Here is a 23,756-nt window from a genome sequence, read left to right as displayed (position 1 = left end):
CACGTCGATAACCCTCTAACATTTCGGTGTTTTTTTCAGTGTATCTCCTATTAATGAAGTCGCGGCCATTATCCTTATTCGGGTTACCTTTCGGCTAGCTCGGTCGGCTTACCCCGACACAAGCCATCTCGTGGTCACAACAGGGACAAGCTCGCACTGCTTTGCTTCTAACCGGTTGCTCTTTATGCGGAGTACAGTAAAACAAAGCAAGTAGCAGCAACTGGATCCTAACGCGTGTCTGTTTGGCATTTCCTCGCAAGAAGCCATAGTCTCTGACACGTTGCATTCCTTTGGGCAGGACATGCTGCAGGATAAGCCATAAGAACTTCAGTACGGGCAGAGTCCGGGTTTGATGCGTGTTGGTTTGGCTGTCTAGATAGCGGAAGGTGACCTCGGTATCAGTGACTTTAATGATGTCTTTGTCTGGCAATACGCCCCGATAAAGATAACGGGAGAGATATTGAAGAGCGGGCAGTCCGAAGCCAACACATCGGCAGTCAACCACCCACTTGTTTGGTACGCTTTTAGGTAAGGACATGACGTCATCATGAACGATGGCATCGAGCAGTCTTGCTCGCCAGACTTTAGCGAGAGCGAAGGCATTAAACAAGTAACGTTTATTGCCCTTGTGCCATTGTTGTCGGGAAGCGTCATACCGGCCGCCAGCGACGATAACGTGGAGATGCGGATGCAGATTTCGTTGTCGACTGTGAGTGTGTAACACGATGGTAAAGCCCAGTTCTCCTTTATGTTCTGTTTGGGCGAAGTCTTTTAATACGCTCGAAGCGACAGTGAACATTGCCTGATAGAGTGCTTTGGGGTGCTGACGAGCTAGCTCCCTTAACTCATAAGGTAAAGTGAAGGTCGCCATGTAGTAATGAACGGGCAAGAGTTTTTGTTTTTGGCGCTCTAGCCAGTCTGATGTGGTGCGGTGTTGGCACTGAGGACAGTGTCGGTGACCACACGAGAGTGGCAATCGGTCATCATGATGGCAGTGAGAACAAAACCATTGAGAGCGTCCTTGTTGCTCGGTTTGGCAACGCAACATAGCGGCCATGGCTTGGCGGATATCATCGGTGATGTGAGAGTCATAATGCCGCTCAAGTTCATCACGATACTGGCGAAGCAGTTCGATAAAAACGCTCATGCGTCCTCCCATCTTAAAGTGAGGCGGTCAGCCAGTTGGTTCAACGCTATTGCCATGTTGTATTGTTTGGGTTGAGTTAATTGGGTATAGCGAGCGGTGGTATTTAAACTGCCATGACCGAGCAGGGTTTGCAGTGAACGTAGGTCAAGTCCTTGTTCAAGCAGGTGGGTGGCAAAGCAGTGGCGTAAGGAATGCGGGCTAATGGCAGAGCTGAGATGACACTCTTTGAGCACCTGTTTCATGGCTTTTTGTATTCCGCCTCTGTCCATTGGTGTGTTTTGTTGACCGTTATTACCAGGGAATATAAGAGTGGGATGCCGATGGGTAAGCCAGTGAGATCGAAGCGCATTCAGTGTTCTCTGTGGTAAGGGAATGAGTCTGTCCTTTCCGCCTTTACCTTCACGAATATGCACTTGCATAGCGCTACTGTTGATATCTTGAGTGGTTAAGTTGAGTCCTTCGCCAAGGCGTAATCCCATGGAATACAGGGTAAGGAAGAACACTTGATAGTGGCGCTTTCTGGTGGTGCTTATCAGTAATGCCACTTGCTCAGGAGTTAGAATATCCGGCAGACGCTTCACTTGCGGTGGTTTGACGATATTTAACCATTCCCACTGCTGATTGAGGGTGTAGCGATAGAAAAACTGCAAGCCGTTACGGTCGAGTTTGACGGTGCTCCATGAGTGAGATTGGATAAGGCTCGCAAAGTAAGTGCGAAGTTCTGCGGTGGTCAACGTATCAGGTGAACGGTTAAAAAACTCACTAATACGACGAACAGCACGAGAGTAGGCATCAATAGTGGCTGGTCTTTTGCCTTGCAACTTTAGATTGGTAAGATGTTGTTGGTAAAGAAAATTGAAGTGTTCTTGTTCATGAGGTGTCATAATCATTTCTCCGGTAGACACGGTCGGAATGACAGTGTTACTGAAGAGTATGGACAAGAGGCTATTGACTCTGCCGCGCAGCGGCTTCGTTCAACAAACTGTTTAAGAGGGATTCACAACGCGTGGCATTTTTACTATGCGTTGGTTTTAGTGGTTAAGGTGGTATGCGGAAGCTTCGGTATTGCGTTGCTCACCCCTTAACAGGGCGTTACACGGCAAGGAAATATCGAGCAGATGCCAAATTGTAATTTCTATGCAATAGACAATGATTTTGTAGAGATACTCGATTTCGTCTTTGACGAAATGGGATGCAGAGTTTTCGAATCATACTCCGCATACGAAACAGAGCTTGTTGAATTTTTAAGCACAAAAGAAGTTGTCGAGTACTATCAATTAGATGAGTTTTCAAATTGCCAAAATCGCTCTGCAACTCTCATGCTATGGCCTGTTAAAGCATCGTTAAATGTGAAGGTAAATCGAATTGAGCTAAACCCTAAAAAGTGCCGAGGGGCTACTCACAGATATCGTGTAGATGGCTGGGGGCTTATATCTCTTGAGCTAAAAGGCATCAACAAAGCTGGTTTGCAATATAGCCATACCAACCATAATACCGAAAAGCGTGCTACTGCTTGGGAGCCTAATTATAGTGATGTTATGGGTTCGCCATCCGAGTGGGATTGGAAAGCTGTCTCAAGCGCATCGCGTAAGCTAAATAATTTCATAAAGAAAAATTCAAATAAAAAGGTCGGCCCGATGCCTGTGATGCAGTGTGCCGAGACAGTAACCTTGGCCGGTGCAGTGGCCGTGTAACAAGTCAAAGCACTCGGACATGGTAAAGCTGTCACCTTTTTTGTTCCAAAAAAGCCGCCAACTTCACCATGCCGGTGTTTGAGGCGTTAGTTACCTAAATGAAACAAATTGAGTTTACCCCTAATCACATACCGAAAAGTACCCGTATATTTAACGTTTTATGGGGTTTAGGTCTTATAGTTTTGGCTGCCTATGCATGGTTTGTAGGACCTATCACTATTCCTGGAAAAGGTAATTCTTCAGGTCTAACTTATGAAGGGAACGCGCTCATTATATTTTCAATCGCGGCCGTAATAGGTGCAATCAATTTGTTTTTAACTATTGTCGATCATTATGACAAACGAGATAACGAGTATTTATACAAAAATGCGAGCAAATATTGCACTTGTTTGGCTGTAGTTCTAGTAATAGTAGCATCCGTAATTCAGTTCGTTGATAATCAACCAACAACGGTAATTATCGGTAACTAACAAAGCAATAATGAAAGGGACGCAAAAAGCTTGGCTGCGTCACTTCGTTCCTAATTTTAGCCAAGCTTTTATACGCCCCATATTGCGGCGTTATATTGCTAAGAGGAAACTTTAGAAAATGAGGGTCTTGACTGTTCTATTTCTAATATTACTGCAAGGGTGCGCAAGTCCTGATGTTGTGCCACAAGGTCCGATATTTCAATATTCTAATAAACCTGTAAACAGCGGAGCTACGGCATATTTCTATCAATTTGATATGCCAGGTGTTAATGCCTGTTTACTTGTTGGAATCAATGGTAAGTATAGAGGTTGTGTTGGTTATCCTGGCTTTGCGAAAGTAGAGTTGCAAACTGGAAAGCATGAGGTTTCATTCGCGCCAAACTCACCAATTAAAATTGCAAACTTAAAATTTGATTTTGAGTTTATTTCAGGTAAAGAGTATTTCTTCAAATACCAACCAACAAAACTTAAATCGTCAACTGACGTTGAAATCGAAACTCAATACAATATGATTCTCGGTCAGTCTTATGGTTGGTATTTAATTGATAAGTCTCATGCACTGACCGAATTAAGTAACTTGAGAGCTTGGCATAAAGCAATATAACAATGCCATCATGAAGGGACGCAAAAAGCTTGGCTGCGCTCCTTCGTCGCTAATTATAGCCAAGCTTTTTCGCGCCCCATATGGCGGCGTTAAATTTCAAGGAAAGTATATGCGTAACCTGATAGTGATAATTTTTCTTTTGATAGTTGCTGGTTGTGCCTCCGTGCCGGCTAATTATGGAAAGCCGTTGAAAGGTTCAAAAGTCGGAATTGTTCTGCTAATTGACCAAACGCCGTCTCATCAACATGTAGGCACTACAATTTTTCAAAATTCAAATTCTAATGGCGTTTCAAAAGAAAACTTTCACAAAAAATTTGAATTAAAAATTTCAGAGCTACTTGCTGAAGGAGGGCATATTGTTGTTCCTATAAGCGCGAGCAGCTTTTTAATCGAAAACCGTGAAGATCTATTTTCATATGCATCTAGCAATATCCACTTTAAGCAAGAAAATAAGCTGGAGCTACAAAAACTAGCACAAGAAAATTCGCTAGATTATGTCATTTTAGTTTACCCAACCCCTGGCCCTGCTTGGCCAAATTCCTCCGCATATCTTTCAGGATATGGGCTATATACTAAGTGTTCGTTTGGCACATGCAATGCTTATGCATTAGATTATATTGATGCTCGCATATACGATGTAAAAAACAACTCCTCGCTAAAGCCTATGAACTCGCGCTTCTTCACTCAGGAGGAAATGCCGAGCATCATTGTCCCTGATAAACCAGAATCAATTGCTGATTCAGAAATTAACGTTGCTGCAGAAAAAGCTCTAGAGAATTTCATGAAGTTATTTAAAGATATGGTATCGACGTCGGAATTTATTTAGGTTGAAATTTAACAAGGCCAGTCACGGCGACGTCTTTTTCGTTGCGGCTTCGCCTTCACTACAAAGCCGCGCTTGCTGGCAGCGTTATACGAAAATCCAGCCCGGAGAGAATTTGAGTTCAGGGATACCATGTCGATAAAGAATATACAAAAATTAAAGCAATTCGGTATCTTCCAAGATCATACGGACAGCAATGCTAAAGATTTCGGAAAATACAATTTGTTCTATGGGTGGAATGGAAGTGGAAAATCTACGCTTTCGAGTTTGTTTCGGTGTATCGAAAATAAAGCTACTTCTAGTAAATTTCCTTATTCGGAGTTCACGGTAAGCGTAGGCAGTGGTACAGCAATCACTCAAGCGAACGTAGTGGACTCAGACCTTAATATATATACCTTTAACCATGACTTTATTGACGAAAATATTTCATGGAATAGTGTTGTAAAAAGCATATTGCTTGTTGATAAAGAAAAAATTGAAGAACGTGAAAAACTAGAAAATCTGAAAAAAGAACAGGAAGTCGATAGCAAAGCGTACAGCAAAGAAACTGAAGAAATAAGAAAACTTGAGGGCGCTATTTCAAAGTTTGGAACCGATAGCGCACGACACATGAAGACAAGTCTTCAGTCCATTGATACTACAGATAGTTATTATCTCAACTACGATAAGCGTAAATTTGGTAAATTCATAGACGACCACCTTGAAGAAAGTAAATTGGACGATTCACTTCTTGATGATCAACAAATTGTTGAATTAACCAATGCGGCCAAGCCTGATCAAAAGTCGCCAATTAGCTTTAATAAACATGTTATTAATCAAGAAACTTTCACTAAAGCCAAAGAACGACTTGATGATCTTTTGAAAACTAGCGTGGTAAGCCAAACTATTCAGCGGCTTGTTGATCATGGTGATATTAAGTCTTGGGTTGAAGCTGGTCTTGATCTTCATAAACGTCACGACACGAACCAATGTGAATTTTGTGGCAACACCATAAACGAAGAGCGCACTAAACAACTTGAAGCACACTTTAATGATGATTATAAAGCCTTTCAAAACCGGCTTGAAAGTGCTGACGGTTGGCTTGCCGGACAATATATTCAACCCCCAACGCTACCAGCCGTAAGTGATTTTTACGACGAGTTCAAAAATGAGTACAACGAAGCATGTACAGCGTTGGAAAAAGCAATCACAGACCTGAACGGAGAAATAACGGTCTGGCACACTGTATTGAAAGATAAGATAGCTAATCCACTTGAAACTGGACTAACGGTTGAAGTTATCGATGAATCATCCATAAAGGCGTTTAACGATGCCATGACCGCTATTGGCGCGGCTGTTAGCAAACATAATCACAAGTCGAGTAATTTTAAAGAAGAAACCGACAAAGCCAAAAAGAAACTTGAACTTCACTACGCTACTACTGAAGTTAAGTCATTCGGTTATCACGATAAGAAAAAGGAAGTTGTTGATCGCACAGCCGCAAATGGAACGTTAAAGGCCGCAATAAATACAAGAACCACTGAAATCCGAACACTTGAAGATTCGCTATCAAATGAAGGCGTGGGCGCTGACCAGTTCAATGAAGCACTTCACAAGTTTCTTGGTCGCAGTGAATTAACCCTTCGATTCGATCCGGTTAAAAAAGGATATGAAATACTTCGGAACGATTCGGAACTGGTTGACGGAAATTTGAGTGAAGGCGAAAAGACGGCTATTGCGTTTGTCTATTTCATAACCAAGCTAAAGGAGAATGACAACAAAATTGAAGACACTATTGTTGTTGTAGATGACCCTATTTCAAGTTTCGATTCAAATCACCTATTTCATGCTTATTCATTTATGAAAGTGAATTGTGAAAAAGCAAAGCAACTTTTTGTTCTTACTCACAACTTCACGTTCTTCAAGCTGGTTCGTGATTGGATTTCTCGGAAGAATAAACGCGATAATCAAAATGTTGCAAACTTCTATGTTGTAAAGGCAAATAATGAAGTGCCAAGAACTTCAACCTATACAGACGCCGAGCCAGCACTAATTTCGTATAATTCAGAGTACCACTATATTTTTTCACGGTTGCATTCGTTAAAGAATCAGCAGACGCTTGAAACGGATGATCATTTTCTTGCAGCCAACTTATCCCGAAAACTACTCGAATCCTTCTTGTCTTTTAAATTCCCTAAGAACCGAGGAAATTTCGCCAATTTGTTTAACACTGCAGTTTCGGCAAGTAAAAACCCTGAAGATGAAGGAAAAGAAAAGATTCGAAAGTTCATTAATGAGTATTCACATAACGACCTTATTGAAACCAATGAAGACTTCGTTGAAAACTTAATTGGTGAAGGTGTTACAGTCATTTCAGATATTTTTGACTGGATAAGCGAACTTGATGAAAAGCACTATCAAGAAATGATGGAGGTCGTGTCATGAGTATAAAGGCGTATAATCGGGTAGCCGAGGGTATCTAGCCCTCAGCCCCCACAACACCCTGCATGCGGCTCCGCACAGGGCGTTTCCTGAAAATGTTTAAAATGCACCGGCCGATTAGCTCCTTTGCATCCCAATAATGGTTTCTGTTCCTTTCGCCACTATTTCTTTGTCCGGTCGGATACGAAATAGTGAGATGAGCAGGCTCCTTATTGATTTTCAGGTTCAGGCCTTTAACAGTAGAGATGACTGTTTCTTTCTTTATATAAGTAAGCAAATTCATCGACTTTCTTGGTTTCCTTTCTCTATTTTTTGCTTTTAAAACAAAGATATCACAAAGGGAAAGGTTTGCCGACATTTCTGTGCTAATAAAAATAAGCTCTATAATTCAAGTTGGTTTAACGAGCATAGTAAATCAAATAGTATTATATTAAACGTTAGTAGAATGGGGATTAGCACTTTCCAAACAGTCAAGTGTGGAAAACTTGAGTCGCGTAAATGTCTGCTTATGAGCCGGTAGCCGACTTTTAAAATTTAAAAGCTATTATTCGCTATTGGCACCGAGCCGCTGGTCGGCTCTAAATTATTTCTGTCCAAAAACGAGTTCATCTGACCGACCACTTATCGCTCAAAGCGGTCCAATAATAAATTTGGCTCTTTAAATTGCTGTTGTTACTGTTACTGGTCACAACAGCTAGTCAGAAACACACATAATTCCTTCATCTATCTGGCCAACCGCTCTTACGGGGATCTTTAGCATGTTAGCTCTGTGAAATTTCTGGAGCTGACAATGAGAACGCCTTTGTTACCTTGGTTTATCCTATGGGTGACCATCCCAATCATTATTTTCTTTCTATTCATCTTGCCCGCCCATGCCAGTGATGGGCCATTCTATCAGCGTGGTCAGGAAGGCTGGTTTTGGTATCAGGTCATTCCTGAACCTGAGCAGTCTGATGAGCTGATAGAGCCGGAAGCTGGTGTCGTGGAGTCCAGTAAGAGCGAGCTAAAGCCCTTCAGTGCTGCCTGGTTTCGTGAGCACATGCAGTCGTTCATGGACAAGGCAATTGATGAGCCAACGAGTGAGAATGTCAGAGCCTATCTTTATCTTCAGCGCGTCATGATGGATAAGGGCTCACTATTTGCTGATGTTAGTCAGCAGGTGGTCATGGGCGATCCTGTTTTGGATGAAATCAGCCGTAGACCCTTGGCAACCTATGCTGCCAATCGGATGGATCGAGAAGCTGGCGCTCAAAGGGACGTTGCTTTAGGTGAAGTAGCGAAGCGAGCAGGCCTGTTCTTTTTCTATCGTTCGGATTGCCCTTACTGCCACGCTCAAGCGCCTATCATCGAATCAATGGCTTTAAACTACGGTTTCGAGGTATTTGCTATTGCTGTCGATGGCTTGCCTTTACCGGGTGGAGAGTTTCCCAATTTCAAAGTCGATTCAGGACAAGCTCATTCATTGTCCGTTACGACTGTCCCTGCCGTGTTCTTAGTTGATCCACCTAATGTCATCACTCCCATTGGCCAAGGTGCAATGAGCCTTGATGAGCTCAATAATCGAATTATTCTCGCAGCCCATCAAGCCGGTTGGATTGACGATCAAACTTACTATGCCACCAGACCTGTTCAACCCGGCGTGTCACTCGCGATGTCAGCCCAAGAGCTTAACGAAAAGATATTACAGGACCCTGAGTTCCTTGTTCGCTATCTGCGTGCACAAGGAGGGTTATAACGATGAAAAAAGTATTCCAAGTATCGCTAATCGCCTGTGCGATTGGTTTTTCATCTATGAGCCAAGCAAGCTTGCAACAGGAGATGAATCAGTTGTTTGGTTCAATGACCAACACCACCGCGCCTGGCGTGTTTGAGAGTCAACGGCGTGGCGTTATATCTGGCGGAAGCGTTGTTGTCCATAACAGAATCATGAATGAGAACCTCGTTTCTATGGTGCCTCCGTCATTCCAAGCCGGTTGTGGCGGCATTGATATGTTCGCTGGAAGTTTGTCATTTGTTAATGCAGATCAGTTTGTTCAATTACTTCGTTCTGTTGCTGCAAACGCCAAGGGATACGCATTCCAATTAGCGCTCAGTGCTATGTGTGAGAAATGCTCTCAGCACATGGAGACACTGCAAAAGAAAATCCAGCAGTTGAACGAGTATTTCGGCAATTCCTGTCAAATGGCTCAGGGAGTCGTGAACGATACCCTAGCTGCTTTTGGTAAAAAGGGGCAAACAGAAGCCAGCATGTTGAGCTCACTTAAAGGGGCTGGAGACGTTTTTACCAGTTGGAGTGAATCCAATGGTAAGAACCCATATGAGAACGCTTCGAGTGTCGCGGCATCTGATGTGAACAAAACGATTAAAGGTAATTTGGTTTGGCGAGCATTGAAACGTCACTCGGCATCAAGCTGGTTTGCATCGGGGGATGACCGTTTTCTTGAAGCGGTTATGTCGGTGACTGGTTCGATCATTGTTGGTGATCTTGCTAATGCCGCTGATGGCCAAGGTAAAGCCCCAAAACTGACCAGACTGAATGGCAATAAAGTGACTATTGAGCATCTAATTCATGGCGGTAACGTCGCTATGTACCGATGTGACACAGTGACACAAGACGGCTGTCTAAATCCGACAATCGCTAACGTGACCCTAACCGGGTTATCAACTCAGGTCGAAAATTTACTTCTTGGTACAGGTTCTAGTAACGGCATTATATTTAAGTTTGCTCGGAATACTGGGGCAGCTAGCACCACCGAAAAGGCTTTTATGACCTCGGCTCCTGCAAGCATTGGCGGCATGATTCGAACACTTTCAGCATTAAATGAAGGGGCTGCTAGGTCGTTTGCTTCAAGAGCTGCGCCATTTATTGCTGTTGAGATGGCCCGGGCATTGGTTGAAGACATGCTCAACGCAGCTAGAAGCACATCTGGTGTGGAAGATCATGCCTATGCGAAGTTGTTAACCGAAGACCTTGAACGTGCACGTCGCCAAATCAATGAGGAGTACGCTGCGTTGCAGCGAAGATACGGCTCAGAGCAAGAATTGCTGGCGCATTTTAACCAGGTGATTCAGACCATTCGCAAACAGCGTTATTACACCGTTAAATCTACGGCGCTGGGGGAATAGGTCATGTGGGAAATCTATTCCATCGGGGATTCGGCTTTTTTAGAGCAGGTCCTGAACGCTGTCGCGATGATCACTGGTACAGGCGATTTTACTTCAATGGTTCGCATTGGCTTGCTCATTGGGGTATTGATGGTCTCTGTTCAGGCCTTAATGCAAGGTGGTCGTGGGATTAACTTTCAACACGTCTTAGTCTCATGGCTAGTCTTTGCAACCATGTTTGGACCCAGTACCCGAGTGAGCATTGAGGATGCGTACACGGGACAAGTTCGAGTGGTTGATAATGTGCCCATCGGTGTTGCTGCCGCAGGCAGTACGATTTCGACTGTTGGCTTTCAAATCACGCGATTGTTTGAAACGGCGTTCTCAACTCCCGCCATGACGGAATACGGCTTTGCATCCAGTTTACAGTCACTGATTAAAGTGAGAAAACAGGTAATGGATCGCTCTGGGTTGGGTGATGCAAATCGTGTCGGTGGCTCAGATATCGAACAATCGTGGTTTAACTACATCAAAGAATGCACCTTGATTGGCATCGACATAGGCCAAAAGAACCTAGATCAGGTGCTAAGTGATCCTAACCCGATGACTGCGATTAGGTTTGATTCGCGCATTTATGGCACGCGCATCATGCTAAGTGGTAGCAGTAGCGATTTGGACTGCACCGATGCCTATAGCCAGCTGAAACTCATGACAGAATCAACCTTCATTCCAAGGCTTAAACAGGTTTTGTCAGCCTCATTGGGGACTTCGTCAGCAACGGATACTGATGACGTGATCCGAAATGCACTGAATAACCTTGGTTTGGCTTCGGTTAACACCCAAGAGTACATGACCGCGTCAGTGCTTTTGCCTATTTATGAACAAAGCGTGACGGGCAAGTATATGGATGATCAAGCTTTCACCGCAGCCGTTATGGTTAACCAAGCAATTGAGCAGCGCAATACGCAATGGGCGGCGGAGCAGACCCTGTTCCAAAGCATTGTTCGTCCGATGATGACGTTTTTTGAGGGTTTCATTTACGCCATCACCCCATTGATGGCCTTTGTGATAGCCCTTGGCCAAATCGGGATGCGAATGGCCGGGAAGTACTTGTTAATCCTGCTTTGGATTCAACTTTGGATGCCTGTCATGGCCATCATTAACCTGTATATTCATTTAACCGTTGCAGGGAAAATGTCGGCTCTTGATGCCTTTGCAGGTACAGAAGTGCCATCTTTTGCTGGGATGATGCAGATGGATTCAGTGCTGCAAACCTGGATAGCTACTGGCGGCATGTTGGCGTCGAGTGTTCCGGCAATTTCGCTCATGCTCGTGTATGGCTCAGCAATAACCGCAACCCACTTGGCTGGACGTCTTCAAAACGGCGATGCCATTGATGAAAAGCTGGCTAGTCCAGATGTCTCAAAAAATGCCCCGGTGATGCAATCACAGTCAATGTTCCAAAATTCAGCCCTCACTGGTTCTGCAATGACCGGTGCGTCAAACTTACTAAGCAGTTTCTCTGTCGGAAACGCAGTGGGTTCAATGGTCGGCTCTGCAAAAGAATCCATGACTCAGGCAACTCAAGCCTTTAGTCGTCAGGTTGGCAATACCATGAGTCGAACTTTTGGTGAAAAGCTAAGTTACGACAACCTTTCTTCGGTTGGACGTCAGATCGGTTCTTCTAATTCCGCATCTAGCGCCGTTGTTAATCAGGTTACTGATGACCTGCAAACACGGTATGGTTTCGGAGACGATAAAAAAGACGCTGTACGTGGCTTGGTATCTGGCGTGTTATCAGGAGGCCTAAGGGTCGGTGGCGATGGAACTATTACAAATACCGGTGATAAAGAAGTAGCAGACAAAGGGTTCTTGGGAAGATTACTTGGTACAGGGGGGAATGACTCCCCACAAGGTAGCTTGCCTGGAGTCGATAAGCCTGAATCCTCAAGAGTGCCAAAAATATCACGGTTACGAGCTGGGTTGGATCTAGGTGGTAACTTTAGTGGCCAAGTTGAGTCATCAGAAGGCAGTTCTCGATCTACGACCGCAAATACGCTCACTGGGGAGATGCAAAGCTTGGCATCAAGTGATTCACGACGTGCTGAGTATCGCGATGCAATGGTTAAGGACCTTTCAGATTCAAGACGTTCTGGCGTTGAGATGTCCTTGTCTAACCAAGACTATCAGTCTCTTCAGAGTTCAGCACAAGACGTTGTCACGGCATCAAACCGCTTTAGTGAGCTTGATCAGGCCAGCTACAGTCTATCAGGACAAAGAAATACTGATGGTGCGACGTTAACCCGATTAGCGGCGGATAATCCTGAAGTCATGGATTATTTAGGTCGCTATATGAACCAGCATGTTGAAGCCGGTAACCGATTACGTGAAAACCTTCCAATGTATCAGCGCTTGTTACCTGATGATAATCAGGCGTATGTGGCCGCAGCTATGGAGTCTTTAACCTATAGCAATTCTTCAACGCCCGCTGAACGGGACAATGATTATCAAGCAGCAATGACTGTTATGGCCATGGCTACCGGAGCCGATTTACGATCAATTCAGCCGCGCTCAAATGAAGGCTTGTCATCAACTGCACCTACTTTTGGTGGTACTCAAAGCCAAGTTGAATCGGGTGTATTGGGCGGCTACGAGGATGCAGCAACAGTTCAAACTCAGTTCAACGCAGCTCAATCGGCTTACCAAACCAATCTGTCTGGTATAGATGGACAGTTGAATGCGCATCAGCAGCAAGCTCAGCAGGCCGTAGCTACTGACACAAGTACCTATCAATCTGGACTAAACAGTGAAGCTGGATCTCAGTGGCGATCACGCATTATGGCTGATGATAGCGGAGTTTCTGGTGCTGAAATGTTCTTCAACAGCGCCAGTGCTATTGGTGATTTCAGTGGCAAGCATACTGATGCAGCACTGCATACCTTGAATCACTTTGGCGAAGACTATGAGAGTTACAAAGAACAAGCGCTTGAAGATCCTGGCTCACGAGGTTTCTTGCACAACGCTACGGTGGCCAGCAAATCAACCTGGGATGGCTTAAAAGCCGCCGTTGATGCAGGAACCTCTTTGGAAAACCCATTGACGGCGTTTAATGATGCATACAGTGGATCGAGTTCGCAGTATGCTTCCGAAGTAAACTGGGGCACTAAGTCTGAAGCCATGTTGGCGGGGGCATTCGGTGCGGCAGTTAACAATCGATATGGTGAGTTCCTAGAGCAGTATGCTGATGATTTTAAAAAGGAAGCATACAGCGAAGGGCAGAGAATGGGATTGACCCCGATTCAAAGTCAAGTGTTCGCTCAAGCTTTCAATGAAGGTTTGGCGGGGCGCGTATTCAACTCTGAAGACTCATCGAGTTGGTCGCCTGAAATGCTTGGCCTAAGGGAGCAAATGCTAAATGAGTATCGTCAAAAGGATGAGAGTGGCGCTTACATCCCTGACAGTGTGTCTGAAGAAGATAAAGCATTTGTGGATAAGCAGATAGCGGTGATCTCAAATGCATCGCTTGCGGGAGATTATGCTCAGAACAACTTGATCGATATTAGGGCTTATAACCAGGCATCAGGAAGGAACTGAAAATAGAAGGTAGCCAGCTTGTGGTTGGCTGGCTATTTTTTTGGCTTTTTGGGATACCTTGGATAAAAGCCATCAAAAAACGAATGGAGCTTATACCAATACCATTTTTCTTCAATGCTCAAAGTTCTACCCGAATCTTTAACTTGGCTACTCAAGAATCTAATTCCAGTACAAATAGCTAAGAAAGAGAGTCCCAAACCAACAATTGTCCAACTCGCTTGCCAATATGCGATTGCTACAAGCATAGTGATTATGGCTATAAGTCCGATGGGATTACAGGTCGCTTTGAAACCCAAGTAGCTGAAAAAAACGACGGTGCAGAACAGAAATGGCAAAGCCGCTAACTTGGCAGATGCCGTTAATATTTCTGAAGGAAAGAAATGAGCCGCAGCCAAAGTCGCCAGAAAAAGCCCCAGTGATATAAACCAGCAGCGTGCTGGTAAAGATTTAAGTAAGTTTGTCATCTTCTTAGTACTCTCAAAGTGCACGGGAGGTGCACAATCAAATCATGCATCTGCATGTTAGTTCTCAAAAAGTGCTCTAGTGGTTTGCTCGGCCATAATCTCACACACAGGACATTTAAGCTGAATGCGCTGTTGTGATACCGTCAAATACAGACTGCCGCATCGACACCGGTGTAAGGATGCAAGCTGTGATCTTAAATCACGAGCTAGAACCCAACCTTCATTGATGGTCAGTTTTTTCCAGGGGATCTCAGCTGGAAGATCTGCTTCTTTTCTTGCAACCAAATACGCATCGTAAGCCTTCATCAAAGCATCGATATTTAATTGCTTGTAGACATTATCACCACCAATATTGACATAAAGCGCCATAAGCAGGGAGCCTTCAACTAATGCTCTTCTGCTTTTGACGATGGCATCAGATTCTGGCAATTGACCAGGACAAGGTGACTTGCCAGTCACTTCTTTGTGGAGCCTTCTGATAATGTGGATTGGCAAACCTGTATCGAGCGCGATAATGGTTGTTCGAAATCCGTATTTAATAAGCAGCGAGGCTCGGGTAAATAGCTCACTTTTGGACAGGTTATCAATCATGCATCCCCCTTGTTGTTTAGGGTTGATAATAAATAAGCGATTCTTGGGATACCTGTGCCTTTGCTCTTCACCATCTCAATCAGTTGGCTTTGGTTACCCCTTGGTTGAAACAGCATGAATGATGAGGTCGCCACTCGTTGCAGGTCGTCAACACCAGCATTAATCAGAGCATCAACCACGTCGCGTGTAAGTCCAAAGCGCAAGACGGCCTCTTGCGGATCAATTCGCGCCAATTCTCGTGCTGCGTGTAGGTACGCCAAATTTAATTGATAGAAGTCTTGTTGATTGGTTGTCATTGACGGACCTCCAGTTCATGTAAAATATTGCGATAGATAGAAAGCACTCTTTGCCCATACCAGCGTGCACGCTCTTCGTTCCAACTGTGATAGCGGCCTATGCCAAGCTCTAAATCATTTGGTGAAGACTTGATTGCTTCGGCCAAAATACTTGAGCCGACCGTAAGGTTGGTGATGGGGTCTAGCAGTTCCGCTGCTGAGCTCACCCGATGCCCATGCCAATGCAAATTGATTTGCATAAGGCCAATATCGAGCTGATATTTTTCAGTCTCTTGCAGTGCCTGGTTTAACAGTTGCTCTGCTTCTGTCTTAGATTTGGCGTAGGTTGCGTTTGAACCATTGCGAATTGCGTATGGCCATGGACTGGTCATGTTGAGACCACGATGTGAGGCCGACTCAGCCAAGGCAACGGCGTAGAGCATGACTGGATCAATACCAACGCTATGTGCTGCTTTTTCCCACTGATAGCCCGGAAACGCATAGACTGAAGTGCTTGCGGACATGGCTATCACTAGGGCAATGGTTTTTGCTTTAATCGTTTTCATTTTTGTCCTCTAATTGATTTCCGAGAAGCGCCTGAATGGCTTTCGGGCTTATTCTTTTTAATGGCACTGCGCTAAAGTCGGCGATGCCTCTCGTATAAACTTGTGCCGCTTTTGACCAGTCGCCTACGGCAACCGGCGCTTGCATATCAAATCCTTTTTGCTGGTTCTGATGGTCTGCAATACCCTGTAATAGCCTTGGGTATTCACCCACTTCGTCCCGCAGCAAGTAAGCCTGGTAGCGTGTTAAAAACTCTTTTTGCTTAAAGGGGTATTCCCTGTCATCAACCTTGCAGAGTTCAACCCATCCACCCATGTCTGAAATCACGCGGTGGATAAGCGCATCGTCAAACATCACGGATGTCCAAGCGCCAACCTGACGAACAGCCTTGTCAACTTTGTTCCAAGCAACCATGGCTCTTGAACCTGAGTTGCCGTCGATATGCTTGATGACGTCAGCGGGCTTTGGAAAAAATTGCCCAGTATCCGGTGATTGAATATGCCGAGTCAGACCGATTCGCACTTCTTCAATGCTATAAGCACGAAGGGCTTCAAATGCGATGGATAGCAATTGCGGTGATACGCTTTTGCCATACATGGCCCAAGCTGCTCCCCAAATTTCAGCAAACTCGCGTTTATCAACCTCCTGCACTTGAACGAACCTCCCGAATACCTGGTCCGGCCCAGCTTTCAGCAATGCGGCGATTGCTTTCTTCAATATTCAATTGGTGATTGCTGCCCTTTAGGCTCGTCGATGATTGCTGTACTTCATCAATGCGAACGTACTCGTCTTCCCATTGCCGGTTTAAAAGCCAGTTATGTGGCATAGGGGTCTTAGTCCGATCTTGATACTGCAATCGGTTGTCTCGTTGCTCTTTCCAGCGTGTTAGCACTTCCAAGGCGAGTTCATGGTCTTCATTGAGGCCCATGCGTAGCCATTCTTCTTTGGCTTTCGCTTTTTTTTCTTTGCGTATTTGTACATCCCAGAAGTCTTCAAACTGTATCTGGTCAACAGTTTTAACTGTTGGTTTATTGCTTCTCTCAGAGTCATCCGACCGTTGAGAGTCCCTTACCGGGTTGCCATCAGGCATAAACAATGATGAAAATTCTTCTGGAAGCCGAGCTTGAAAAGCGGCAAGAGATTTCAAAAGCGATGCCATACCAACGAAGTCGGCAGGTACATCTTTAAGCAACCGAAAGGCTGCCTTACCTTGGTTTGGGTTTTCGATTGGGTTGTGCTTCAGAAAGCTTCGAATCAAAGTCCAACCAGATCCCTCGCAACGAATCAGGAACTGATCTTGTTCTAACTCACTTAACGCCTTGGCAACCTGTTGCTCATCCCAGTTCAAGTCAGAAGCAACGTAACCAATCGGCAGTCGAAAGCAGCCAAGCAAATTACAATGTGGGCATGTAAGCAAATACAGTCCTAGCAACTTCGCAGAGTCACTCCAGGACAAAACGTTTTGCTTTAGCCAAAAGCGGGTATAGACCTTGCCATAATCACGCATGGAGGTACTCGCTTCTGTGTTTACGTAAAATGCTGACCATTACTTGCCCTTAATCCTACTGGTTACTGGCTTTCAGCTCGCTTGGGCATTCGGGATAGATGTCCGGTCTTAACTGAGATCGGGTTACCTGTCCTTGCGTAGCTTGTTCGATGGGTAAAACGAATTCAGCGGGAACACGCCCTGATTTATTCAACCAAAACCAGACGTTTTGCTGTTTTGAGTTGATGGCTCTTGCTAATGCTGATTGCCCGCCGACCAAGTCAATGGCACGGCGGAGATGTTTTTGTGTCGTTTTGAACACTTCCATACCGTCTCCTATTACAATAATAACTGTTACAAGATTGAATGTTACAGTTTAAACTGTAGATAAGTCAACAGTTAAAATTGTTGAAAGACTACAGTTTTATTTGTAGAATGCGGGCTTATGAAAACTTTATCCGAACGACTAAACCATGCCTTGCAGCTTACTGGGGTAACTCAGTCTGAGTTGGCTCGTCGCATTGGTATCAAACAGCAGTCGATCAGCCAGATTTGCTCTGGTAAATCGGCTAGGTCTCGTTACACCATGCAGATCGCGGAGGCGCTTCGCGTGAATGCTCATTGGCTCGCCACAGGTGATGGCGAGATTGGCTTGGGGGTCGGTAATGTAGAAGTCGGGCCTGATATTAAGGGAAGAATTCCTCTCATTAACTGGGTTCAGGCCGGTGATTGGACTGAAATAGCGGAGGGATTTGCCCATGAAGATGCTGAGGAGTGGCGTGAAGTCACTGGGAAAGCACATGAGGGTTGTTTCGCACTTCGCGTAAAAGGCGACAGTATGGAAAATCCAAGCGGAAAAAAATCCATACCTGAGGGGGCAGTGATCGTTGTTGATCCTGAGTTACCTTACTCTTCAGGTTCATTGGTTGTTGCGCGTTTGGATGATTCGAAAGAAGCAACCTTTAAGCAGTTGGTTATTGATGGTGAACAGAAGTATCTAAAACCTTTGAACCCGCAATACCCTGCAATACCGATCAACGGCAACTGCACCATCATCGGTGTAGTACGACAAGCTATCATCGATTTCTGGTAGCGAAGGAATTTGTGGTTTAGCCACAGTTGTTCATTAGCTGAAGAAGCAACGATTGCAAACAGCTACAACTGAGCATTGGTGCACGCTGAGAGTAAATGGTAACCGATTAGATAACCATTGATTGTTTATAAAGTCAAGATCAGCGAAAATAGCGGCCAATTACGATTAACACGACGGATTTGACAAGCGAAGAACTGAAAAGAGAGTACTTCCAAAAGTGTGTACAAATCCGTGTACAAACTAAAAGAATTTATACATGGCAAACCAAGATTTTCTTAATGAAATCAATAAGCGAAGGACCTTTGCTATCATCTTCCATCCTGATGTGCGTAAAATGCTATTAACCATGCGCGCGCTTAACGAAGGCGGGCGTTGCTTTTCAACTTATGTTGCCAAGCAACTCGACATAGTTAAATTTTCAGGTGATGGCCAAGCAAAACAAAACGCTGAGCAATTAGTGGCATTATTAACACCGGTTGCGAAAGCCTTTATGACAGATATGGCTTTTGAAAGCTGCGGATTAGGGCAAATGGTGTTTGGTGGCCATGGCTACATTCGTGAATGGGGCCAAGAGCAATTGGTGCGCGATGTTCGCATTGCACAAATTTATGAAGGCACCAACGGTATTCAGGCGCTAGATTTACTCGGTCGAAAAGTTGTGGCTAATAAAGGCCAGTTTTCTCAGTTGTACTTTGATGAGATCACCGCCTTTATTGATAAACATATCGGCAATGACGCACTAAATAAATTTACAACCCCCTTAGCTAACGCGTTAGTAAAATTAAAAGCCGTGACAGAGCTAATTCTTATTGAGCAAGGTAGCGATAAAAATATGATCGGCGCTTCGGCAACAGACTATTTAGCTGCCTTCGGCTTAGTCAGTTATAGCTATATGTGGGCCCTAATGGCAGAAAAAGCTAGCGCAAATATTAGCCAAGACTTTTATCAAGCAAAATTATATGTAGGCGAATTTTTTAATGCTCGTCTCTTGCCTAGAATTGATGGTCATATTGCTGCGATTGAAGCCGGTAGTAAAAGCTTAATGGCCATGCCCGCAGCACTATTTAGCAACAATCATTAAGATAAGCGAGTAACGTGAATATTAAGAGATTGGCCATAGCAAACTAATGTCTAATGGTACAACTAAAATAAGTCATTGATAATAAAGCACGCGCCTTAGCTAACGGATTAATTTGTGTTCGCTCAGGCTTTAAAACTTGATGAGATTAGGGATTTACATGTTGACAGTTTCTGAAAAATTTACCGCATTTCGCATTCATAAAGATGACAATAACAAGATCAGTAGTGGCTTTGAACAGCTCAGCCTTGAGCAGCTAACCGCTGGCGAGGTGGTCATTAAAGTTGCTTATTCTGATATCAACTACAAAGACGCGTTGGCCGCAACGGGTAAAGGACGCATATTAAGAACCTACCCGTTAGTCGGTGGCATTGACTTATCGGGTGTGGTTATTCGTTCAGAAGACCCACGCTTTCAAAGCGGAGATAAAGTACTGGTTTGTGGCGCGCAATTATCTGAGCTCTACGATGGCGGTTATAGCGAGTTTGCTCGGGTAAAGGCCGATTCAGTCGTGAACTTGCCTCAAGGCATAAGCTTGCGAGATGCTATGGCATTGGGTACCGCCGGTTATACCGCGGCGCTGGCGATTCAACGTATGGAAGATAATGGCCAAGTGCCTGAGCGCGGACCAATAGTGGTAACGGGTGCAACTGGCGGAGTTGGCAGCTTTGCGATTAATATGTTGTCTAATATTGGTTATGAAGTGATAGCGTTTACCGGCAAAACTGAGCAAGCACCATACTTGCAAGCGCTAGGCGCGAGTAAACTGCTTAATCGCCACGATATTGAAATCGGCACTAAACCATTAGAAAATGCACAATGGGGTGGCGCCATTGATAACGTTGGTGGCGAAACTTTAGCTTGGCTAACGCGCACCACGCACGTTTGGGGCAATATTGCTTCCATAGGTTTAGCAGGCGGTATTAAGCTTGAATCAACGGTCATGCCGTTTATACTGCGCGGCGTTAGCTTGCTAGGGATTAACTCGGTGGAAATGCCTTTATCTGTTAGAGCTCAAGGCTGGAAAAGATTAGCCAGCGATTTAAAGCCGAGTAAATTAGCCCTTATTGCCCCCACAACCATTAAGTTTGCTGATTTACCTCAGGCCTTCGATGCCTATGTTGAAGGCAGGGTAACGGGGCGAACGGTTGTGGAAATTGATGCCAGCTTAGATTAATAGTGCGATAAGCGTTACACAAACATAAGCAAACATAAATGCCCTAACGAGCAAGGATAACAATGTCGCCAGTTATATTTAGTGAACTTCAAGCAAGTAACAAAAAAATAGCACTAGCTACGCTTAATAGTCCTAAAACACTCAATGCTTTGAGTTTAACTATGATTGAGTTGTTACTTGAGCAGCTATTGGCTTGGCAAGCCGATGAAGAGATTGCCATGGTTTTGATTGATGGCGCAGGTGAGAAAGCGTTTTGTGCCGGGGGCGATGTGGTGAGCTTATATCATGCCTTAAAGCCGAGTCATGAAAATGCTCAAGCAGTGCTTGGGGCAGAAAATATTATTGACGAGCAAACGGTTGTTGCTAGTCTCGCTCATGAATTCTTTTCTAAAGAATATCAATTAGATCAGCTTATTCATCAATACACTAAACCATTGTTAGTTTGGGGGGATGGGTATGTAATGGGCGGTGGTATTGGCTTATTTGCTGGTGCAAGTCACAAGGTAGTAACTGAAACCAGCTTATTAGCGATGCCTGAAATAAGCATAGGTTTATATCCCGATGTTGGCGGCAGTTGGTTTTTAAATAAAATGCCAAATAACATTGGCTTATTTTTAGCGCTTACTGGTGCAATGGTTAATGCACGTGATGCCTTAACGTTAGGGCTAGCGAATTATGCAATAAAGCGTGATCTCAAAGATTTACTTTTAGCAGATTTAACGGATGTTGCTTGGCTTGGCGCTAAAGAGAATTTTAGTTTGCTCAGTCAGCTCCTAAACGGTTTTCAGCAACAAAGCTCAGCAGTATTTAACGCATTACCTGCGCAAGTTGAGCAACATACAAATACTATTTTGCAATTAACTGCCTTTGATAATATTAGCGATATTTATCACGCTATTTTAGCATTAGAAACAGAGCATAGATGGTTGCAGGCAGCACAAGATAAATTGAAGCGCGGTAGCGCGCTGTCGGCAGCTATCAGCTATCAACAACTTAAAAAGTGTCAAAACCTTAGCTTAGCTGAGTGTTTTGTTGCTGAATTAAATCTTAGTCTGCGTTGTTGCCAGTTTCGCGAATTTAGCGAAGGCGTGCGTGCCCTGCTAGTTGATAAAGATAAAACGCCAGATTGGGCTTATAAAACCATTGACCATGTCCCAACCGAGGTAGTGCAATGGTTTTTTACATCGCTTGCCAAGCCAAGCTCAAATGAATTAGCGAAAAATAACATAGAGGAATCACAATGAATTTAAACGATAAAACTATCGTCGTTACCGGTGGTGGCCAAGGGTTAGGTCGTGCAATGGCCGTTAACTTGGCAAAGTCAGGTGCAAACTTAGCCTTAATCGACTTAAACGAAGAACAATTACGAACTACGGTTGACTTGATCGAAAAAGCAGGCTCAAAGGCGAAATATTATTTAGCTAATGTCACCAATGAAAGCGAAGTAGAAACTACTTTTGCTAACATTAATGAAGATTTTTCAGGCATTGATGGGCTAATTAACAATGCCGGTATCTTGCGCGATGGCATGTTTGTCAAAGCTAAAGACGGTGTTGTTAGTAAAAAAATGTCATTAGATCAATTTCAATCGGTGATTGATGTTAACTTAACCGGTGTTTTCCTTTGTGGCCGGGAAGCTGCGGTGCATATGATTGAAGGTAAGCGCAAAGGCGTTATTATTAACATGTCGTCAATTGCTCGTGGTGGTAATATGGGGCAAACTAACTATGCGGCGTCGAAAGCTGGTGTGGTGGCGATGACAGTAACTTGGGCCAGGGAGCTTGGTCGTCATGGTATTCGCGTTGGTGCAATTGCACCTGGCGTAATTCGCACCGCCATGACTGATGCCATGAAACCAGAAATGCGTGAACGCCTCGAGAAGATGAAACCGATAGGGCGCTTAGGTGAGGCAGATGAGATTGCCCATACCGTAAACTATATCTTTGAAAATGAATTTTTTACCGGACGTGTGGTAGAAATTGACGGTGGTCTTTGCATGTAATTGCATCGCGCTGCTCAAAACAGCAAACGCGTAATAATAAAGGCGAGTCTAGCTCGTCTTTTTCATAGTTATAAATAAGTAGAAGCAAATGAGTAAAGCACTATTTCTAGATAGAGATGGCATAATTAATATTGATCATGGCTATGTGCATAAAAAAGAAGACTTTGACTTTGTTGACGGCATTTTTGAGTTATGTTTATTGGCGATAAATAAAGGCTATCAAATTTTTGTTATTACCAATCAAGCAGGAATAGCAAGAGGTTATTATGATCAAGCAGCATTTGAGCGCTTAACACAGTGGATGATTAGTGTTTTTGCTGAGCAAAATATCATGATCACTAAAGTTTATTACTGTCCACATCATCCTTCAAAAGGGGTGAATGAGTTTGTCATGAAGTGTGAGTGTCGCAAGCCCGCCCCTGGCATGCTACTAAAAGCAGAAAAAGAGTTCTCAATTAACCTTGAACATAGCGTTTTTATTGGTGATAAGATATCCGATATGCAAGCAGCTAAAAATGCTGGTGTCGAATGTAGAATATTATTAAATAGTCGCTATACTGAAGAGTCAGCCGATGAAGAACTTGCAGGGGTTTGTAAGATCAATACACTTAAGCAAGCAATTAGCTTGCTAAAATAGTAGGTTTAGCCAACAAGTTGTATAAATAAAAAGCAAACAAACACATTTTTGCAATTTAATTGCATTTAGCGGTTGACGCGGGGCAATAAATCTCTAAAATGCGCTCCACTTCTTCGGGACAAGTCGAAGAGGCAGTTTTAATAGGTTATCTAGCACGGTTTCGGCTGATTTAGTTAACTTAACGTTTTAAAGTAAGGGTTTTAAATGTTCTGAAAAGAATGTTTAAAAAGTTTAAAAAAAAGCGTTGACATTAAAGCTGAGTTGCGTAGAATGCGCATCTCGCTTCAGGCAAGGCTATTAGCCAGCTTCAAGCAACAAGCGGTCTAACAACGAATGAGATTGTTGGCTCGCGCCGAATAAAACGTTCATCCATGAACGCATCGGCATACCTACGTCAGTAGGCATCTTTAACAATTAGTTATCATGCAATTTGTGTGGACACTCACATTAATGTTGATTTTACCTAGTTATCCTTTCTTCGGAAAGTGCATAACAAAAAAACAGCTTAATATGATGTCACACAAAAATATG

At 44.0% G+C, this 23,756-nt stretch carries 23 protein-coding genes; 14 read left to right on the top strand and 9 right to left on the bottom strand.

The window, feature by feature from the left end; all coding sequences use genetic code 11:
- Window positions 1–94 precede the first annotated feature (94 nt).
- Together B6K83_RS14850 and B6K83_RS14845 are read right to left on the bottom strand one after the other, a co-directional pair.
- Complete coding sequence (locus tag B6K83_RS14850) at window positions 95–1,147, bottom strand: IS91 family transposase (RefSeq protein WP_085285707.1); 1,053 nt, start codon at window positions 1,145–1,147, stop codon at window positions 95–97.
- A complete protein-coding gene (locus B6K83_RS14845) occupies window positions 1,144–2,031 on the bottom strand; it encodes a tyrosine-type recombinase/integrase (protein ID WP_085285706.1) in 888 nt (295 codons plus the stop codon). Before B6K83_RS14845 ends, B6K83_RS14850 begins: the two co-directional genes overlap by 4 nt.
- 234 nt (window positions 2,032–2,265) lie before the next feature.
- Here B6K83_RS14845 and B6K83_RS14835 point away from each other — a divergent pair, with 234 nt between their 5' ends.
- From B6K83_RS14835 to B6K83_RS14795, 8 genes are all read left to right on the top strand, one after another.
- Window positions 2,266–2,841, top strand: a complete 576-nt coding sequence (locus B6K83_RS14835) for a hypothetical protein (protein ID WP_085285704.1) — start codon at window positions 2,266–2,268, stop codon at window positions 2,839–2,841.
- Window positions 2,842–2,939: 98 nt separating this feature from the next.
- Window positions 2,940–3,311, top strand: coding sequence for a hypothetical protein (locus tag B6K83_RS14830; RefSeq protein ID WP_085285703.1), 372 nt, complete (start codon window positions 2,940–2,942; stop codon window positions 3,309–3,311).
- 127 nt (window positions 3,312–3,438) lie between these two features.
- The gene (locus B6K83_RS14825) at window positions 3,439–3,915 is read left to right on the top strand and encodes a hypothetical protein (RefSeq protein WP_139175595.1); all 477 of its coding nucleotides are present in this window, start codon (window positions 3,439–3,441) and stop codon (window positions 3,913–3,915) included.
- A gap of 10 nt (window positions 3,916–3,925) precedes the next feature.
- Window positions 3,926–4,741 (top strand): hypothetical protein, encoded by an 816-nt coding sequence (locus B6K83_RS14820; protein WP_085285701.1) that lies wholly within the window; start codon window positions 3,926–3,928, stop codon window positions 4,739–4,741.
- A 129-nt stretch (window positions 4,742–4,870) separates the two neighbouring features.
- The gene (locus tag B6K83_RS14815) at window positions 4,871–7,162 is read left to right on the top strand and encodes an AAA family ATPase (protein ID WP_085285700.1); all 2,292 of its coding nucleotides are present in this window, start codon (window positions 4,871–4,873) and stop codon (window positions 7,160–7,162) included.
- 787 nt (window positions 7,163–7,949) lie between these two features.
- A complete protein-coding gene (locus B6K83_RS14805) occupies window positions 7,950–8,894 on the top strand; it encodes a thioredoxin family protein (RefSeq protein ID WP_021734301.1) in 945 nt (314 codons plus the stop codon).
- 2 nt (window positions 8,895–8,896) lie between these two features.
- On the top strand, window positions 8,897–10,285 hold the full coding sequence (locus B6K83_RS14800) for a conjugal transfer protein TraH (protein ID WP_085285698.1): 1,389 nt from the start codon (window positions 8,897–8,899) through the stop codon (window positions 10,283–10,285).
- 3 nt (window positions 10,286–10,288) lie between these two features.
- The gene (locus tag B6K83_RS14795; protein ID WP_085285697.1) at window positions 10,289–13,858 is read left to right on the top strand and encodes a conjugal transfer protein TraG N-terminal domain-containing protein; all 3,570 of its coding nucleotides are present in this window, start codon (window positions 10,289–10,291) and stop codon (window positions 13,856–13,858) included.
- A gap of 32 nt (window positions 13,859–13,890) precedes the next feature.
- On the opposite strand, the gene eexS is transcribed toward B6K83_RS14795, so the two are convergent.
- The 7 genes from eexS to B6K83_RS14760 are packed head-to-tail and all read right to left on the bottom strand — an operon-like array spanning window position 13,891 to window position 17,566.
- The gene (gene eexS / locus B6K83_RS14790) at window positions 13,891–14,322 is read right to left on the bottom strand and encodes an entry exclusion protein EexS (protein ID WP_024015938.1); all 432 of its coding nucleotides are present in this window, start codon (window positions 14,320–14,322) and stop codon (window positions 13,891–13,893) included.
- A 57-nt stretch (window positions 14,323–14,379) separates the two neighbouring features.
- Window positions 14,380–14,913: a FlhC family transcriptional regulator gene (locus B6K83_RS14785; RefSeq protein WP_000566755.1), complete on the bottom strand. Its 534-nt coding sequence runs from the start codon at window positions 14,911–14,913 to the stop codon at window positions 14,380–14,382.
- Window positions 14,910–15,209 carry a flagellar transcriptional regulator FlhD gene (locus B6K83_RS14780; RefSeq protein ID WP_000210563.1) on the bottom strand — a complete coding sequence of 100 codons (300 nt, stop codon included), beginning with the start codon at window positions 15,207–15,209 and terminating at the stop codon, window positions 14,910–14,912. Before B6K83_RS14780 ends, B6K83_RS14785 begins: the two co-directional genes overlap by 4 nt.
- Window positions 15,206–15,754, bottom strand: coding sequence for a lytic transglycosylase domain-containing protein (locus B6K83_RS14775; RefSeq protein WP_024015939.1), 549 nt, complete (start codon window positions 15,752–15,754; stop codon window positions 15,206–15,208). Before B6K83_RS14775 ends, B6K83_RS14780 begins: the two co-directional genes overlap by 4 nt.
- Entirely contained in the window at window positions 15,741–16,403 is a 663-nt protein-coding gene (locus B6K83_RS14770) for a DUF6475 domain-containing protein (protein ID WP_024015940.1), read from the bottom strand. Before B6K83_RS14770 ends, B6K83_RS14775 begins: the two co-directional genes overlap by 14 nt.
- Complete coding sequence (locus B6K83_RS14765; RefSeq protein WP_024015941.1) at window positions 16,390–17,259, bottom strand: hypothetical protein; 870 nt, start codon at window positions 17,257–17,259, stop codon at window positions 16,390–16,392. The genes B6K83_RS14770 and B6K83_RS14765 overlap by 14 nt, the downstream gene beginning before the upstream one ends.
- Before the next feature lie 55 nt (window positions 17,260–17,314).
- Entirely contained in the window at window positions 17,315–17,566 is a 252-nt protein-coding gene (locus B6K83_RS14760; protein ID WP_024015942.1) for a helix-turn-helix domain-containing protein, read from the bottom strand.
- Between the two features lie 117 nt (window positions 17,567–17,683).
- On the opposite strand from B6K83_RS14760, the gene B6K83_RS14755 reads away from it, so the two are divergent.
- From B6K83_RS14755 to gmhB, 6 genes are all read left to right on the top strand, one after another.
- On the top strand, window positions 17,684–18,331 hold the full coding sequence (locus tag B6K83_RS14755; protein WP_000854920.1) for a LexA family protein: 648 nt from the start codon (window positions 17,684–17,686) through the stop codon (window positions 18,329–18,331).
- 256 nt (window positions 18,332–18,587) lie between these two features.
- Complete coding sequence (locus B6K83_RS14750; protein WP_085285696.1) at window positions 18,588–19,412, top strand: acyl-CoA dehydrogenase C-terminal domain-containing protein; 825 nt, start codon at window positions 18,588–18,590, stop codon at window positions 19,410–19,412.
- 157 nt (window positions 19,413–19,569) lie between these two features.
- On the top strand, window positions 19,570–20,586 hold the full coding sequence (locus tag B6K83_RS14745; RefSeq protein ID WP_085285695.1) for an oxidoreductase: 1,017 nt from the start codon (window positions 19,570–19,572) through the stop codon (window positions 20,584–20,586).
- Window positions 20,587–20,648: 62 nt separating this feature from the next.
- Complete coding sequence (locus B6K83_RS14740) at window positions 20,649–21,830, top strand: enoyl-CoA hydratase/isomerase family protein (RefSeq protein WP_085285694.1); 1,182 nt, start codon at window positions 20,649–20,651, stop codon at window positions 21,828–21,830.
- Window positions 21,827–22,588, top strand: a complete 762-nt coding sequence (locus B6K83_RS14735) for an SDR family oxidoreductase (RefSeq protein WP_085285693.1) — start codon at window positions 21,827–21,829, stop codon at window positions 22,586–22,588. Before B6K83_RS14740 ends, B6K83_RS14735 begins: the two co-directional genes overlap by 4 nt.
- A gap of 88 nt (window positions 22,589–22,676) precedes the next feature.
- The gene (gmhB, locus tag B6K83_RS14730) at window positions 22,677–23,225 is read left to right on the top strand and encodes a D-glycero-beta-D-manno-heptose 1,7-bisphosphate 7-phosphatase (RefSeq protein WP_085285692.1); all 549 of its coding nucleotides are present in this window, start codon (window positions 22,677–22,679) and stop codon (window positions 23,223–23,225) included.
- Window positions 23,226–23,756: the final 531 nt, after the last annotated feature.

The sequence above is a fragment of the Colwellia chukchiensis genome (assembly GCF_002104455.1).
In the GTDB taxonomy this organism is placed as follows: Bacteria; Pseudomonadota; Gammaproteobacteria; order Enterobacterales; family Alteromonadaceae; genus Cognaticolwellia; species Cognaticolwellia chukchiensis.
This window is presented reverse-complemented; position numbering and strand designations above follow the sequence as displayed.